We start from the raw sequence: 14442 nt of genomic DNA, 5'->3' as shown, positions 1-14442 counted from the left end.
GGACCATCGGCGCGTGGCTGTGTCACCCGAGGCTTCGCCCCCCGGCGGTTCCACCGCGGGCCCGGGGGCGGCGCCGTCGTGGCCGCAGGTCCTGGCCCGGTTGACCGACGGCCGGGACCTGCTCCGCGGCCAGGCCGGCTGGGCCATGGAACGGGTCATGGCGGGCGACGCGAGCCCGGCCCAGGTCGCCGCCTTCGCGGTGGCGATGACGATGAAGGTCCCCACCTCGGCCGAGGTCAGTGAGCTGGCCGACGTCATGCTGAGCCACGCGCGCCCGATGCCCGCCATGGGTGCCGACGCGGTGGACATCGTCGGCACCGGCGGGGACGGCGTCAACACCGTCAACCTGTCCACCATGGCGGCGATCGTGGCCGCGGCCGCGGGCGTGCCCGTGGTCAAACACGGCAACCGCGCGTCGTCGTCGTTGTCGGGCGGTGCCGACACGCTCGAGGCGCTCGGGGTGCGCATCGAACTCGAACCCGAGCAGGTCGCGCAGAGCCTGACCGAGGTGGGCATCGGGTTCTGCTTCGCGCCGGTGTTTCATCCGTCGTACCGGCACGCGTCGGCGGTGCGCCGCGAGATCGGCGTGCCGACCGTGTTCAATCTCCTTGGGCCGCTGACCAATCCGGCCAGGCCACGGGCGGGCCTGATCGGTTGCGCGTTCGCCGATCTGGCGGAGGTGATGGCGGGGGTGTTCGCCGCACGGCGGTCCAGTGTGCTGGTGGTGCACGGTGACGACGGGCTGGACGAGCTGACCACGACGACCACCAGCACGATTTGGCGGGTGCAGGCCGGGACGGTGGACAAGCTGACGTTCGATCCGGCCGGATTCGGTTTCGCCCGAGCCGATCTCGACGATCTGCTGGGCGGCGACGCGCAGGCCAACGCGGCGGAGGTACGTGCGGTGCTGGGCGGCGCCAAGGGCCCGGTCCGGGACGCCGTGGTGCTCAACGCCGCCGGGGCGATCGTCGCGCACGCCGGCCTATCCAGCCGCGCTGAATGGTTGCCGGCGTGGGAGGACGGGCTGCAGCGCGCGGCCGCGGCGATCGATTCCGGGGCGGCCGAACAGCTGCTCGCGCGATGGGTGCGGTTCGGCCAGCAGGTCTGAATCGTATTGCGCCGCTTGCTCGTAGGCGAGCCGCGCCGAGCGCGCCGATGCCGCCCACGCGGCCCAGGCCCCGGCCGAACGCAGCGGCGAGGCCCAGCCCGCGGCGTCGGGGGAGTCGTCGACGCGGACGATGCGCACCCCCGGAGCGGTCAGCCAGCGCGCGATGAGAGCGGATTCCTCCACCAACGCCCCGCCGAGGGGGGCCGCCGTCGGCAAGATCGCCTGCGCCCCAGCCACAATCGCGTCGACCACCGGCATCGGGGGCACCCCGCGCGCGGCGGTACCGGCCGCCGCGAGCTGGCCGTGCCGGACGACGGCCAGGTGATACCCGCCCTGGCCGTCGGGGGCGGCGGCGATCAGCTCGGGCAGCGTGGCCAGCGCGCGCAACCGCTGGCCCCGCCAGAGGATCTCGACGGCGGTGGCGGTGCGGTCACGCAGGCGCGCGGCGCTCTCGAAATGTCGTCGCTCGGCCAGCGTCGTGACCTGATCCACGGCGGCCGACAGGGCGGCGTTCTCCATCCCGTCGATCAGTGCCGCGCCGCGCGCCACCGCCGCGGCGTATTGCGTGGCCGTGATGCCGCGCCCGGCGGGACAGGGCGAGATCTCCGCCTCGGCGCAGACCGGCCCGTGCAGGACCGAGCGCCCCAGCCGCGTGGTGCACGTCCGCAGCCCGGTGCAGCGGGCCAGCAGTTCGGCCGTGTCGGCGGCGTCGGTGCGCGACCGGAAGGGCCCGACGGCCCGGTCGTGGCGGGGTGCTCGCACCACCGCGAGCCGCGGGAACGCCTCGTCGGTGAGCGCCACCCACCACCACCGGTGCGGGAACTTCGACCGGCGGTTGTAGGGCGGGGCGTGCGCGGCCAGCAGCCGCAGCTCGCGGACGCCGGCCTCCAGCGCGTGGGCGCACTCGACGTGGTCGACGGCGGTGGCCAGGTTGACCATTTCCTTCATTCGGCCGCGCGGGTCGGCGCCGGTGAAGTACTGGCCGACCCGGCGGCGCAGATCGACGGCGGTCCCGACGTAGAGCACCTCGCCCGACGGCCCGCGGAACAGGTAGACCCCGGGCCGGCGGGGCAGGCCCTCGGCGAGGGCCCGCTTGCGCCGCTGCGCCGGCGTCACGTCCGGCAGGTAGGAGCGCAGGTCGGCATACGTGTGCACGCCCTGGTTGCCCACCCGTTCGATGAGGGCGTGCAGCACGTCGACGGTGGCGCGGGCGTCGTCGAGGGCCCGGTGTGTGGGCCGGGTGGCCACGGCGAACAGCCGCGCCAGGGCGGCCAGCCGCACGCTGGGGGCTTCCTCGCGGCTGAGCACGCGGCGGGCCAGCCGCACCGTGCACAGGACCTGCGGCCGCGGCCAGGGCAGATCGCAGCGCGCCGCCGCCGCGCGCAGGAATCCGATGTCGAACCCGGCGTTGTGCGCGACCAGCACCGCCCCGCCGGCGAACTCGAGGAACATCGGCAACACGGCGTCGATGGTCGGGGCGTCGGACACCATCGCGGTGGTGATCCCGGTCAGCTGCACGATCTGCGGGGGGATGCTGCGCTGGGGGTCGACGAGCGTGGCGAACTCGCCGAGCACCACGCCGCCGCGGACCTTGACCGCCCCGATCTCGGTGATGGCGTCGGGGGCGTTTCCGCCCGTACTTTTCGTGCGACCCCCCGTGGTCTCCAGGTCCACCACGACGAACGTGGTGTCGCGCAGCGAGACGTCGGCGGTTTCGAAGGACGACCCCAGGTCGGCGAAACTGAGCTGAGTCGCACCACCGGCACCCATGCCGCGACGTTAAGCGCGGCCACCGACACCCGGGTGGCTCCCACGCCGAACGAACCCCGGCCGTTTACCGCCCGAACGCGGCGCCGGCCGGTTGTCGGTGGCTGCGGTTACCGTTTGGGCAGTCCGACCTGACGTTCGCCGAGCCTTGACCGAGAGGACCGATCCTGATGGCACGAAGCAGTGGACCCGACAGCAACGGCGCGACCGTGCCGGAAGCGGGGGCGCCGGTGGTGATCGACTGCGACGACTGCGCGGTCCGGGGGCCGGGTTGCCGCGATTGCGTCGTCAGCGTGTTACTCGGGGTTCCGCAAACTTTGTTGGAGGACGAATGCGCTGCATTGGCGGTACTCGCCGATGCGGGCCTGGCACCGCGATTACGGCTAGTGCCTATCCGCCGCGAGCGCGATTCGGGCGTCGCCTAAGATGCTTTGCGTGCCAAAGGTTTACGAGGGGGTCGGCGTCGTTCACATGATAATGACAGAAATCTTGCCAATTTCTTAACCGCTCGCTTTGGACAAACGTCGATATCGTTTCGTAACCTGTTTGAGACCTAAACCCAGCTCGACGACGCGCGTGGTCGTCGATGGCCGTTTAAGGAAGCAAAATCTTGAGGCTTGACTCTAGATACCCGTTTGCGCGTGTCGTCACACGATCTGCCATCGGGGCGCTAGCGGGCTTCACCCTGTTATCCGGTGTCCTTGCCGCCCACGTGTCGGCCGACCCGGCCGAGGACGCGCTGGCGAAGCTCAACCAGTTGTCCCGTCAGGCCGAGCAGACCACCGAGGCGATGCACAGCGCGCAGCTGGACCTCAACGCCAAGCTGGCGGCCCAGCGCGCGGCGGACAAGAAGCACGACGACGCCCAGGCCGCCGTCGATGCGGCCAAGGCCCGCTTGGCGTCCTTCCAAAGCGCCGTCAACAAGCTCGCCGCCGCCACCTACATGGGCGGCCGCGTCGACGGCATGACCGCCATGTTGACCGCGGGATCGCCGCAAGGGCTGATCGACAAGCTGGCCATGCAGCGACAGATGGCGACGCAGATGGCCGACCAGATGACGAACTTCCGGGCCGCCGGCGAGCAGGCCGCCAAGGCCGAGCGGGAGGCCGCCAAGTCGGCGGCCGACGCGAAGAGCGCGGCCGAGCAGGCCGCGGCGGTACGGGCCAGCCTGCAGTCCAAGCAAAGTCAGCTGCAGGTGCAGATCGCGGTCGTCAAGTCGCAGTACGTCGCCCTGTCGCCCGAGCAGCGCACCGCGCTCGCCGATCCGGGTACCGTCCCGGCCGGTCTCCCGGCACCGGGCGCGCCCGCGCCGGAGGCCGCGCCGCCCGGCGCGCCGCCGCCAGCGGGGCAGGCACCCGGTGAGGCGCCGCCGCCCGGCGGAATGCCCGGCCCGTTCGGCGGCCCGTTCGGCGGCGGTGACCGTGCGACCGTCGTGCAGGCGGCGCTGACCCAGGTCGGTTCGCCCTACGTGTGGGGCGGCGCCGCGCCCGGCGGGTTCGACTGCTCCGGGCTGGTCATGTGGGCGTTCCAGCAGGCCGGCATTTCGCTGCCGCACTCCAGCCAGGCGCAGGCCGTGGGCGGCCAACCGGTGTCGCTGTCGGACCTGCAGCCCGGGGACGTGATCACCTTCTATAACGACGCGTCACACAGCGGCCTCTACGTCGGTGACGGCATGGTGATCCATTCCTCCACCTACGGCCAGCCGGTGCGGGTGGTGCCGATGAATGCCGCAGGCCCGGTCCACGACGCCCGCCGCTACTAGCGGCCCCGGCCGGCGTCGCCGCCGGCTCGCGGTGCTGCTTGGCTGGGTGTTCGCCGTCGAGCTCGTCGTGGCGGCCGCCGTGCCGCTCGAAGCCGAACGCGGTATCGGGATACGGCCCGCGCAACTGGTCACCCCCCCACACGGCCAGATCAGTCCCGCGACGAAGTCGCTGAACGTGGGCGACCGCACCGTCCGGCTGACCGCCCTCGGCGGTCCGGCCGGTGACCGGCTGCTGTCCCGGGTGGCGTCCGGGATCGGCGCCGCGATCACCGCGGTCGAGGCTTTCTGGGGCGTCGATTGGTCACGCGACATCTCGGTGGTCGCGACCCGCACGAACGAGGAGTTCCGCGCCGCCGCGGGCGGGGGACCGGCGGCGCAATGGGCCGACATCGCGGCCGTGACGGTCGTCGACCGCGTCGACCCCGCGCACCGGGTGGCCGCCGGTCAGCGGATCGTGTTCGCGCCGGGAGCGGCCAACATGACCGCGGAGGCGCTACGAATCGTGTTGACCCACGAGCTTTTTCACTACGCGGCCCGCGTGGACACCGCCCCGGACGCGCCCCAGTGGCTGACCGAAGGGGTGGCCGATTTCGTCGCCCGGCCCCCGGCCCCGGTGCCCGCCGACGCGCTGCCGGTACCGCTGACGCTGCCTTCGGACGCCGAACTGGACGGACCCGGGCCGCAGCGCTCGCTGGCATACGACCGCGCGTGGTGGTTCGCGCGTTTCGTCGCGGACACCTACGGGCCGGCCAAGCTGCACGACCTGTACCTGGCCGTCTGTGGTGTCGGGCGCACCGACGTCCCCTCGGCCGTGCACGACGTCCTGGCCACCGACTCACCCGGGCTGCTCGTGCGCTGGCACGCGTGGCTCGCCCACCCGGGGTGAGCCACGCCCTCCCACGGTCCTCGCGCACCGTCAGGCTAGCCTGACGCAGTGAGTCGGGTCCTGCTGGTAACCAACGACTTTCCGCCCCGGCCGGGCGGCATCCAGTCCTACCTGAGCGACTTCGTCGGTCGGCTGGTCGACGCCCGGCTGCATTCGGTGACGGTGTACGCGCCGCAATGGAAGGGCGCCGACGCCTTCGACGCCTCGGCCGAGGCGGCCGGTTACCGGGTGGTCCGCCATCCCGGCACCCTGATGCTGCCCGGCCCGGCGGTGGACGCCCGCATGCGCCGGCTGATCGCCGCCGACGACATCGACACCGTCTGGTTCGGCGCGGCCGCGCCGCTGGCGCTGCTGGCGTCGCGGGCCCGGCAGGCCGGGGCGGGCCGGGTGGTGGCCAGCACGCACGGGCACGAAGTCGGCTGGTCGATGCTGCCGGTCGCCCGCTCGGTGCTGCGCCGCATCGGCGACACCACGGACGTCGTCACGTTCGTCAGCCGCTACACCCGCGGCCGGTTCGCGCCGGCGTTCGGACCCCACGCCTCGCTGGAATACCTGCCGCCCGGGGTGAACACCGAAAGGTTCCGGCCCGACCCGGCGGCCGGGGCCGGGCTGCGCGACCGGTATGGGCTGGGTGAGCGGCCCACGGTCGTGTGCGTGTCCCGCCTGGTACCGCGCAAGGGCCAGGACATGTTGATCAGGGCCATGCCGTCGATCCGGCAACGCGTCGACGGGGCCGCCCTGGTCATCGTCGGCGGCGGTCCCTACCTGGACTCGCTGCGCAAGCTGGCCCGCGATTGCGGGGTGGAAGAGCACGTGACGTTCACCGGGGGCGTGCTGGCCGCCGAACTGCCGGCGCACCATGCGCTGGCCGACGTCTTCGCGATGCCCTGCCGCACCCGCGGCGCCGGCATGGACGTCGAGGGCCTGGGCATCGTCTTCCTCGAGGCGTCCGCGACGGGCAAGCCGGTGGTCGCCGGCGACTCCGGCGGAGCGCCGGAAGCCGTGCAGCACAACAAGACTGGGTTGGTGGTCGACGGGCGTTCGCTGACCGCAATCGCCGACGCCGTCGCCGGGCTGCTCGGCGACCGCGACCGCGCCGCGGCCATGGGCGCGGCCGGGCGCGAGTGGGTGATGGCCCACTGGCGGTGGGACACGCTGGCGGCGCGGCTCGCCGAGCTTCTGCGCGCCTGACGGCTCGAGCGACGCGCTGGTGTGACGCTCGGACGGCCCCGCGTCACGCCCGGCGACTCACGACAGGCCCGCTACTCCTTTTCGTAGATCGAGTCGATGTCGGAGGCGAACTTCTCTGCGACGACGTTGCGCTTGACCTTCATCGTCGGCGTCAGCTCACCGGTGTCCTCGGTGAAGTCGACCGGCAGGATGCGGAACTTGCGGATCGACTCGGCGTGCGACACCGCCTGGTTGGCGTGCTTGACCGCGGCGTCCACCTCGGCGACCAGGTCCGGGTCGTTGGCCAGGTCGGCCACCGAGGCGCCGGCCGCCTTGTGGTTGCGTTCCTTCCAGGCGCCGAACGCCTCCGGATCGATGGTGATCAGCGCGCCGATGAACGGCTTGGCGTCGCCCACCACCATGGCCTGGCTGATCAGCGCGTGCGCGCGCAGCTGGTCCTCGAGCACGGCCGGGGCGACGTTCTTGCCCCCGGCGGTGACGATGATCTCCTTCTTGCGGCCGGTGATCTTCAGGAAGCCGTCCTCGTCGAGCGTGCCGAGGTCGCCCGTCTTGAACCAGCCGTCGGTGAACGCGTCGTTGGTGGCCTGCTCGTTGTGCCAGTAGCCGCTGAACACGACGCCGCCGCGCACCAGCAGCTCGCCGTCCTCGGCGATGCGCATGCTGTTGCCCGGCAACAACGTTCCGACCGTGCCGATCCTGACGTTGCCGACCTGGTTGACGGTGATCGCCGAGCTGGTCTCCGTCAGGCCGTAGCCCTCGTGGATCGTCAGGCCCACCCCCCGGTAGAAATGGCCCAGCCGTGCGCCCAGCGGTGCGCCACCCGACACGGACGCGTGGCATTCACCGCCCAGCGCGGCACGCAGCTTGTGGTACACCAGCCGGTCGAACAACGCATGCTTGGCGCGCAGCACCAGCCCCGTCCGCCCGCGGTCCCGCGCCTGGCTCCAGTCGACCGCGGTTTGCACGGCGGCCGCGAAGATCCGCCCCTTGCCGTCGTTGACCGCGTTCTGCTCGGCGGTGTTGTAGACCTTCTCGAACACCCGCGGCACCGACACCACCACCGTCGGCTTGAACACCGCGAACATGGGCAGCAGGTTCTTGATGTCGCTGGTGAACCCGACGGTCACCTTGTTGGCGAAGGCCGAGAGCGTCAGCGAGCGCGCCAGGACGTGGGCCAGCGGCAGGAAGATCAGCAGCCGCTGCCCCTCATCGAGCAGGGTCGGCAGGCACTCCTTGGCGCCGCGGGTCTCGTACAGCAGGTTGGCATGGGTGAGCTGGCAGCCCTTGGGTCGTCCGGTGGTCCCCGAGGTGTAGATGAGTGTCGCCGGGTCGTCGGAGCGCAGCGCCTGCTGGCGGGCGGTGAGTTCGGCCGGCTCGACCGACGCGCCCGCCTCGTCGAGCTGATCGAGCGCCTTGGGGCCCGAGCCGTCGATGTGCAGCACGCGGCGCAGCGCCGGCAGTTCGGCGGTCAGCTCGGTGACCATCGCCGCGTGCGCGTCGGTTTCGGCGAAGGCCAGCACCACCTCGGAGTCCTGCAGCACCCAACGCACCTGCTCGGCCGACGACGTCTCGTAGATCGGCACGGTGACCGCGCCCACCGACAGGATCGCCAGGTCGATGATCGCCCACTCGTAGCGGGTGGCCGAGAAGATGGACACCCGGTCGCCGGCCTGGACCCCGAGCGCGATCAGGCCCAGCGCCGCGGAGCGCACTTGACTGGCGACCTGCGCGCAGGTGACGTCGGTCCACTCGCCGTCGACCAGACGCCGGAAGATGCCGAAGCTGGGGTCCTCGCGCTCGTGGTCGAAGACCATGGCCGCGATGTTGTCGTGCTCGCCGACGGAGAAGCGGGCGGGGACACTGTACTCACGCACTCTTACTGACCTCGTTTGGCTTGGGTGACGTTCCGGGGGGGACGGCTTGTTGTCGTCCAGCCTAATCCGCGCATTCGCGCAGGAACGGTGGCACTCTGCCGTCCGGGGCCCGCATTGCCGGCCGCCCTCGGCGTGGCCATCGGGATCGGTGTGTGAAGCTGGGGTGGTGAACAGCATCCAGATCGCGGACGAGACGTTCATCGCCGCCGACGGCGCGCGGGTCGGTGCCGCGGTCGCGGATCGGTCGTGCTGGCGTCGCTGGTGGCCCGACCTGCGGTTGCAGGTCATCGAGGATCGCGCCGACAAGGGCATCCGGTGGGCGGTCACCGGTGCGTTGACCGGCACCATGGAGATCTGGCTGGAGCCGTCGCTGGACGGGGTGGTGTTGCACTATTTCCTGCACGCCGAACCGACGGGGGTGGCCGCCTGGCAGCTGGCCAAGCTCAATCTCGCGAAAATGACGCACCGCCGTCGGGTGGCGGGCAAGAAAATGGCCTTCGAGGTCAAGACGACACTGGAACGCACACGTCCGGTCGGAGTTTCTCCGGTAGTTTAGCCGGGTCAGGTTGCGGGAAGAGTACCGTTTCGGACCGGAGGCCCGGGGGCTGGACCCGCACGGTAGTTTCCCCGCCGGCGGTGTCGACCGCCAGCGGGAGAGAGGGCAGCACCAGGTGGCGGAGAAGACGTCGCAAACCATCTACATCGACGCCGACCCGGGCACGGTGATGGGCGTCATCGCGGATATCGATTCCTACCCGCAGTGGATCTCGGAGTACCGCGAAGCCGAGGTCAAGGAGAAGGACGCCGACGGCTACCCCAAGGTCGCGCGGGTGGTGCTGGACGCCGCCGTCCTCAAGGACACGTTGGTGATGTCCTACGAGTGGCCCAAGGACCGGCAATCGGTCAGTTGGTCACTGGTGTCCAGCTCGCTGCTGCGTTCGCTGGAGGGCACATATCGATTGTCCCCCAAGGGATCTGGCACCGAGGTCACCTACGAGCTGTCGGTCGATCTCGCCGTCCCGATGATCGGACTGCTCAAGCGCAAGGCCGAGCGCCGGTTGACCGACACCGCGTTGAAGGATCTGAAGAAACGAGTCGAGGGCTGAGTGAGTCCAGCGAATTGCGGGCGCCCTCCCCGGCACGGATCAGTCTCTTCGTTGGCAAGGGTGGGGTAGGAAAGTCCACGCTGGCATGTGCCACCGCGGTCGGCGCCGCGGGTGCGGGGCAGCGGGTGCTGGTGGTGTCCACGGACCAGGCGCACTCACTCGGCGACGTGCTCGGTGTCCCGGTCCCGCCGAGCCAGGGTGAACTGGTCCGCGTCCTCGCCGATGACGCGCAGGCCGGCGGCGGCTTTCTCGACGCGCTGGCGTTGGACACGTTGGCCCTGCTCGAGGCCCGCTGGCGCCATGTGGTGGACACACTGGATCGGCGGTTCATCGATTCCGAGCTGAGTACCATTGCGCCCGAAGAACTTTCGGCGTTGCCGGGCGTTCAGGAGGTGCTCGGGCTGCACGCCGTCGGTGAGCTGGCGGTGTCCGGGCGCTGGGATCGCATCGTCGTCGACTGCGCGTCGACGGCCGACGCGCTGCGCATGCTGACCCTGCCCGCCACCTTCGGGCTCTACGTCGAGCGCGCCTGGCCGCGTCATCGCCGGCTGTCGGTCAGCGCCGACGACACCCGGTCGGCGGCGGTGGTGGAGCTGCTGGAGCGCGTCAGCGCCAGCGTGGAGGCGCTCAGCGACCTGCTGACCGACGGCGAATTGGTCAGTGCGCATTTGGTTTTGACGCCCGAGCGGGTGGTCGCCGCCGAAGCGGCCCGGACGCTGGGCTCGCTGGCGTTGATGGGTGTGCGCGTCGAGGAACTCATCGTCAATCAGGTGCTGTCCGAGGACGAGTCCTACGAATACCGCAACCTGCCCGAGCACCCCGCGTTCTATTGGTACGCCGAACGCATTTCCGAACAACGTGGTGTTCTCGACGAGCTCGACGCGACCATTGGTGAGGTGGCCCTGGTGATGACCCCGCACCTATCCGGGGAGCCGATCGGCCCCAAGGCGCTGGGCGCTTTGCTCGACAGCGCGCGGCGCCGGGGCGGAACGGCGCCGCCGGGTCCGCTCCGTCCGACGGTGGACCTCGAATCCGGAACGGGACTTGGCTCCATTTACCGAATGCGGCTAGCGTTGCCGCAACTCGATCCGTCGGGGCTGACGCTGGGGCGCGTCGACGATGACCTGATCATCAGCGCGGGCGGATTGCGGCGCAGGGTGCGGTTGGCGTCCGTGCTCCGGCGGTGCACGGTGCTGGACGCGCACCTGCGGGGTACCGAGCTGACTGTACGTTTTCGACCAGACCCGGAGGTGTGGCCTAAGTGAGCGGGGCTCATCCCGAAATTGGTCCGGAGCTGCGCAGGCTCGCCCAGGCGATCCTGGATGGGATCGACCCGGCGATGCGGACGGCCGCCGCGCTGACGGCGGGCCGGGGCGTGGGGACCGGCAAGTGTCAGCAGGTGTGGTGTCCGGTGTGCGCGTTGGCCGCCTTGGCGACCGGCGATCAGCACCCCCTGATCACCGTGATCGCCGACCACAGCATCGCGCTGCTCGAGGTGGTCCGCGCGATGCTCGACGACATGAACGGCGCGGCGAAACCCCCGCCCGACGGTCCGCCCGGCGATGGCGCGACCGAGGCGGAGGCTCCCGACGCCGCGACCAGAACCCGCTACCAGCCCATCCCCGTCACCGTCGAGGAGTGAGCCGGCTGCGTCGAAGGTGGTCCCTTGCGCATGCGATGGGTACAGTTGGCGCAGAACACCGGCGGGCGGGCGAGAGGGCGGGCCATGTGGTACTGGCTATTCAAGTACGTACTGCTCGGCCCGCTGCTGTACCTGCTCGGTCGGCCAAAAGTCGAAGGGCTGGAACACATTCCGAGTTCCGGCCCGGCGATCTTGGCCAGTAACCACCTCGCGGTGATGGACAGCTTCTATCTGCCGTTGGTGGTGCGTCGCCGGATCACCTTCCTGGCCAAAGCGGAGTACTTCACCGGAACCGGCCTGAAGGGTTGGTTCCAGCGCTGGTTCTTCACCGCGGTGGGCCAGGTTCCGATCGACCGCACCGACGCCGACAGCGCGCAGGCCGCGCTGACCACCGCCGAAAGGCTGCTGTCGGCGGGCAAGCTGCTGGGGATGTACCCCGAAGGCACCCGTTCGCCGGACGGCCGGCTGTACAAGGGCAAGACCGGCCTGGCGCGGCTGGCCCTGCACACCGGGGTGCCGGTGATCCCGGTGGCGATGATCGGTACCAACGTCGTCAACCCGCCCGGCACCAACATGCTGCGCTTCGGGCGGGTCACCGTTCGCTTCGGCAAGCCGATGGACTTCTCCCGTTTCGAAGGGCTGGCCGGCAACCGTTTCATCGAGCGGGCCGTCACCGACGAGGTGATCTACGAGCTGATGGGGCTTTCCGGCCAGGAGTACGTGGACATCTACGCGGCCAGCCTCAAGGAAAATCGCAACGGCTCGAACGGTCACGGATCGACCGGCGAGGCAGCGCGGATCCCCGAAACCGCCGCGGGTTGATCCGCGACGTCGACTAGCCGACCGCTGTTGCCGGCGTCAATTGCTGCGGCGGCGAATCGCGGGCGGCTTTGCGGGCGGTGACCGTCAGCCCGGCCGCCACGATGACCGCCAGGGCCCACCACACGTACGACATCCCGACGAGTTGGCGCCACCAGACCGCCGTCGTCTCGTGATGCTTGGGCAGCAGGTCGATCGGCGACCACCTCATCAGCGCCACCCCCGCGACGGCGACCACCGCCAGCGCCGCGTTCCGGCGCCGCCAGGCCAACACGGCCAGCACCACGACCGTGGGCAGTCCCCACACCCAGTGGTGTGACCAGGAGACCGGCGAGACCACCAGCCCGAACAGCGCGACGCACACGACCGCCAGCACGGGCTCGTCCGCCCGCAGCACCCTGCGCATCGCCCACACCGTGAGCGCGAGCACCAGCAGCGAGGCCGCCACCCACAGCAGGAAGCGTTGTTGCTCTCCCAGCCCCAGCCGGGCCAGCGCCCCGGCGATGTTCTGATCGGTGTTCAGTGCCGCTTCACCGATTCGGTCGGTGTGAGCCAGGGTGTGCGTCCAGTACTCCCACGAGTCGCTCCACGCGAGAACGAAACCCACCGCCGTCGCACCCACGAAGGACGCCAGGGCCGTCAGCGCCGCGCGGTTGTCGCGACGTAGCAGGAAATAGAGCAGGAACACCGCCGGCGTGAGTTTGAGCGCTATCCCCACGCCCAGCAGCAGGCCCCGCGGCCACGGGGTGCGGCGGGGCAGGCAGTCGGCGATCACCAGGGTCATCAGCACGACGTTGATCTGGCCGAAAGCGAAGTTCGAGGTGATGGGTTCCAGCCAGGTCGACGCCGCCAGGGTGATGACGACCGCCAGCCACCAGCGCCGCAACCACGCCGGGCCGGGCAGGGCGGTCGAGGCGGCCCAGACGTCCAGGCGGGTCAGCACGATCACCGTCGAGACGACGAGCAGCACCAGCGTCAACGCCGTGATCGCGACGCTGGCGGCCGGCATCTGCAGCCAGGCGAACGGGCAGAACACGATCGCCGCCAGCGGGGGATAGGTGAACGGTAGGTCGATCCCGATCGGTGTGTGGAACAACACATCGCCGTGGTACAGCGAATGGCCGTGCATCCAGGCCTGCGCGCCCATCTGATAGACGTCGATATCGATGCGATAGGGGATGTGCCCGAACAGTTGCCAGGCCACATAGCCCAGTCCCGCCGCCGCCAGCAGCCAAAGACCGCACCACAACAGGACCTGCCCGGGGCCGCGTCTGCCTGGGAAGCCCACGCCGTGCACCCGCCATCTACTCATGTCGCACAACAGCGTAATCGGTGTGCGGGTGTGGCAGGTGGCCCGCGCGGCTCCCGCGGGGTCGACGGCCGCAGGCGTACGTTTCAAGAGTGCTCCACTGGTTCGTGCAGCGGGTGACGCACTGGTTCGCGCAGGACATCCTCGCCGGCGGCAGGTTGCCCCTGCTGTGCTGCCTGGTGGCGTTCATCATGACCTTCTTCGTCACGCGGACCTTCGTGCGCTTCATCCGGCACCGCGCGGACGCCGGCCGCCCGGCCAGATGGTGGCACCCGCGCAACGTCCACCTCGGCGGCGTGCACATCCATCACGTGACGTTCGGAGTGGTCCTGGTGTTGCTCTCCGGCCTGACCCTGGTGACCCTGTCCATCGACGGACACGAGCCCGAATTCACGTTGTCCGCAGTCTTTTTCGGGATCGGCGCGGCCCTGGTGCTCGACGAGTACGCGTTGATCCTGCACCTGTCCGACGTCTACTGGGAAGAGGACGGGCGCACGTCGGTGGACGCGGTGTTCGCTGCGGTGGGAGTCGCCGGCCTGTTGATCATGGGCCTGCACCCGCTGATGTTCTTCCTCCCGGTCTGGGAGGGAGCCGGTTCGTGGCCGCTGCGGGCCGCGGTGGCCGGCGGCCTGGTGCTGACGCTGCCGCTGGCCGTGGTGGTGGTGCTCAAGGGCAAGGTGTGGACCGGTCTGCTCGGCATGTTCATCGTCGTCTTGCTGGTGATCGGCGCCGTCCGGTTGTCGCGCCCCCACGCGCCCTGGGCGCGCTGGCGATACACCACCCAACCGGAGAAGATGCGGCGCGCGCTGCAGCGCGAACGCCGGCTGCGTCGCCCGATCGTGCGGGCCAAGCTGTGGGTCCAGTGCGCGATCGCGGGCACCCCGGGCCTGCCCGACGAACGCGCGGTCGACGCCCAGCTCGACCACGACGTCCACGCCGCCCCGCCGCCCACAGAGCCCATCCTGATCAGTCGATAGG

General features: G+C 70.5%; 13 protein-coding genes and 1 pseudogene. 11 read left to right on the top strand and 3 right to left on the bottom strand.

What is annotated here, in order from left to right:
• The first annotated feature begins 13 nt into the window (after positions 1 to 13).
• Positions 14 to 1108: an anthranilate phosphoribosyltransferase gene (gene trpD, locus G6N51_RS29060; protein WP_158086268.1), complete on the top strand. Its 1095-nt coding sequence runs from the start codon at positions 14 to 16 to the stop codon at positions 1106 to 1108.
• Here the strand turns inward: trpD and G6N51_RS05725 are convergent.
• Positions 1046 to 2878, bottom strand: a pseudogene (locus G6N51_RS05725) (DEDD exonuclease domain-containing protein); the annotation flags it as partial. The gene trpD and the pseudogene G6N51_RS05725 overlap by 63 nt on opposite strands.
• A gap of 167 nt (positions 2879 to 3045) precedes the next feature.
• Between G6N51_RS05725 and G6N51_RS05720 the strand changes: the two are divergent.
• The 4 genes from G6N51_RS05720 (at position 3046) to pimB (ending at position 6714) form a co-directional block, all read left to right on the top strand.
• Entirely contained in the window at positions 3046 to 3300 is a 255-nt protein-coding gene (locus tag G6N51_RS05720; protein WP_083176282.1) for a hypothetical protein, read from the top strand.
• A 185-nt stretch (positions 3301 to 3485) separates the two neighbouring features.
• The gene (gene ripC, locus G6N51_RS05715) at positions 3486 to 4637 is read left to right on the top strand and encodes a peptidoglycan hydrolase RipC (RefSeq protein ID WP_083176284.1); all 1152 of its coding nucleotides are present in this window, start codon (positions 3486 to 3488) and stop codon (positions 4635 to 4637) included.
• 46 nt (positions 4638 to 4683) lie between these two features.
• Complete coding sequence (locus G6N51_RS05710) at positions 4684 to 5523, top strand: hypothetical protein (protein ID WP_083176298.1); 840 nt, start codon at positions 4684 to 4686, stop codon at positions 5521 to 5523.
• A gap of 48 nt (positions 5524 to 5571) precedes the next feature.
• The gene (gene pimB / locus G6N51_RS05705) at positions 5572 to 6714 is read left to right on the top strand and encodes a GDP-mannose-dependent alpha-(1-6)-phosphatidylinositol monomannoside mannosyltransferase (RefSeq protein ID WP_083176286.1); all 1143 of its coding nucleotides are present in this window, start codon (positions 5572 to 5574) and stop codon (positions 6712 to 6714) included.
• Positions 6715 to 6785: 71 nt separating this feature from the next.
• On the opposite strand, the gene G6N51_RS05700 is transcribed toward pimB, so the two are convergent.
• A complete protein-coding gene (locus tag G6N51_RS05700; protein WP_083176288.1) occupies positions 6786 to 8588 on the bottom strand; it encodes an AMP-dependent synthetase/ligase in 1803 nt (600 codons plus the stop codon).
• A 166-nt stretch (positions 8589 to 8754) separates the two neighbouring features.
• Here G6N51_RS05700 and G6N51_RS05695 point away from each other — a divergent pair, with 166 nt between their 5' ends.
• From G6N51_RS05695 to G6N51_RS05675, 5 genes are all read left to right on the top strand, one after another.
• The gene (locus G6N51_RS05695) at positions 8755 to 9144 is read left to right on the top strand and encodes a polyketide cyclase / dehydrase and lipid transport (RefSeq protein ID WP_083176300.1); all 390 of its coding nucleotides are present in this window, start codon (positions 8755 to 8757) and stop codon (positions 9142 to 9144) included.
• A 115-nt stretch (positions 9145 to 9259) separates the two neighbouring features.
• A complete protein-coding gene (locus G6N51_RS05690; protein ID WP_083176290.1) occupies positions 9260 to 9694 on the top strand; it encodes an SRPBCC family protein in 435 nt (144 codons plus the stop codon).
• A gap of 14 nt (positions 9695 to 9708) precedes the next feature.
• Positions 9709 to 10959 carry an ArsA family ATPase gene (locus tag G6N51_RS05685; RefSeq protein WP_083176292.1) on the top strand — a complete coding sequence of 417 codons (1251 nt, stop codon included), beginning with the start codon at positions 9709 to 9711 and terminating at the stop codon, positions 10957 to 10959.
• Complete coding sequence (locus G6N51_RS05680) at positions 10956 to 11336, top strand: hypothetical protein (RefSeq protein WP_083176294.1); 381 nt, start codon at positions 10956 to 10958, stop codon at positions 11334 to 11336. Before G6N51_RS05685 ends, G6N51_RS05680 begins: the two co-directional genes overlap by 4 nt.
• Before the next feature lie 84 nt (positions 11337 to 11420).
• Positions 11421 to 12158, top strand: a complete 738-nt coding sequence (locus G6N51_RS05675; protein WP_083176360.1) for a lysophospholipid acyltransferase family protein — start codon at positions 11421 to 11423, stop codon at positions 12156 to 12158.
• A gap of 13 nt (positions 12159 to 12171) precedes the next feature.
• On the opposite strand, the gene G6N51_RS05670 is transcribed toward G6N51_RS05675, so the two are convergent.
• Positions 12172 to 13467 carry a glycosyltransferase 87 family protein gene (locus tag G6N51_RS05670; protein WP_083176362.1) on the bottom strand — a complete coding sequence of 432 codons (1296 nt, stop codon included), beginning with the start codon at positions 13465 to 13467 and terminating at the stop codon, positions 12172 to 12174.
• An 89-nt stretch (positions 13468 to 13556) separates the two neighbouring features.
• On the opposite strand from G6N51_RS05670, the gene G6N51_RS05665 reads away from it, so the two are divergent.
• On the top strand, positions 13557 to 14441 hold the full coding sequence (locus tag G6N51_RS05665) for a hypothetical protein (RefSeq protein ID WP_083176364.1): 885 nt from the start codon (positions 13557 to 13559) through the stop codon (positions 14439 to 14441).
• The last annotated feature ends 1 nt before the right edge of the window (position 14442 follow it).

Origin of the sequence: Mycobacterium paraseoulense, assembly GCF_010731655.1 — a bacterium.
Lineage (GTDB): Bacteria > Actinomycetota > Actinomycetes > Mycobacteriales > Mycobacteriaceae > Mycobacterium > Mycobacterium paraseoulense.
This window is presented reverse-complemented; position numbering and strand designations above follow the sequence as displayed.

What these genes read in the sequence shown, in the direction of transcription:
- G6N51_RS05670 (WP_083176362.1), bottom strand. Translation starts at nt 13,467, where the DNA reads ATGAGTAGATGGCGGGTGCACGGCGTGGGCTTCCCAGGCAGACGCGGC.
- G6N51_RS05720 (WP_083176282.1), top strand. Translation starts at nt 3,046, where the DNA reads ATGGCACGAAGCAGTGGACCCGACAGCAACGGCGCGACCGTGCCGGAA.
- G6N51_RS05675 (WP_083176360.1), top strand. Translation starts at nt 11,421, where the DNA reads ATGTGGTACTGGCTATTCAAGTACGTACTGCTCGGCCCGCTGCTGTAC.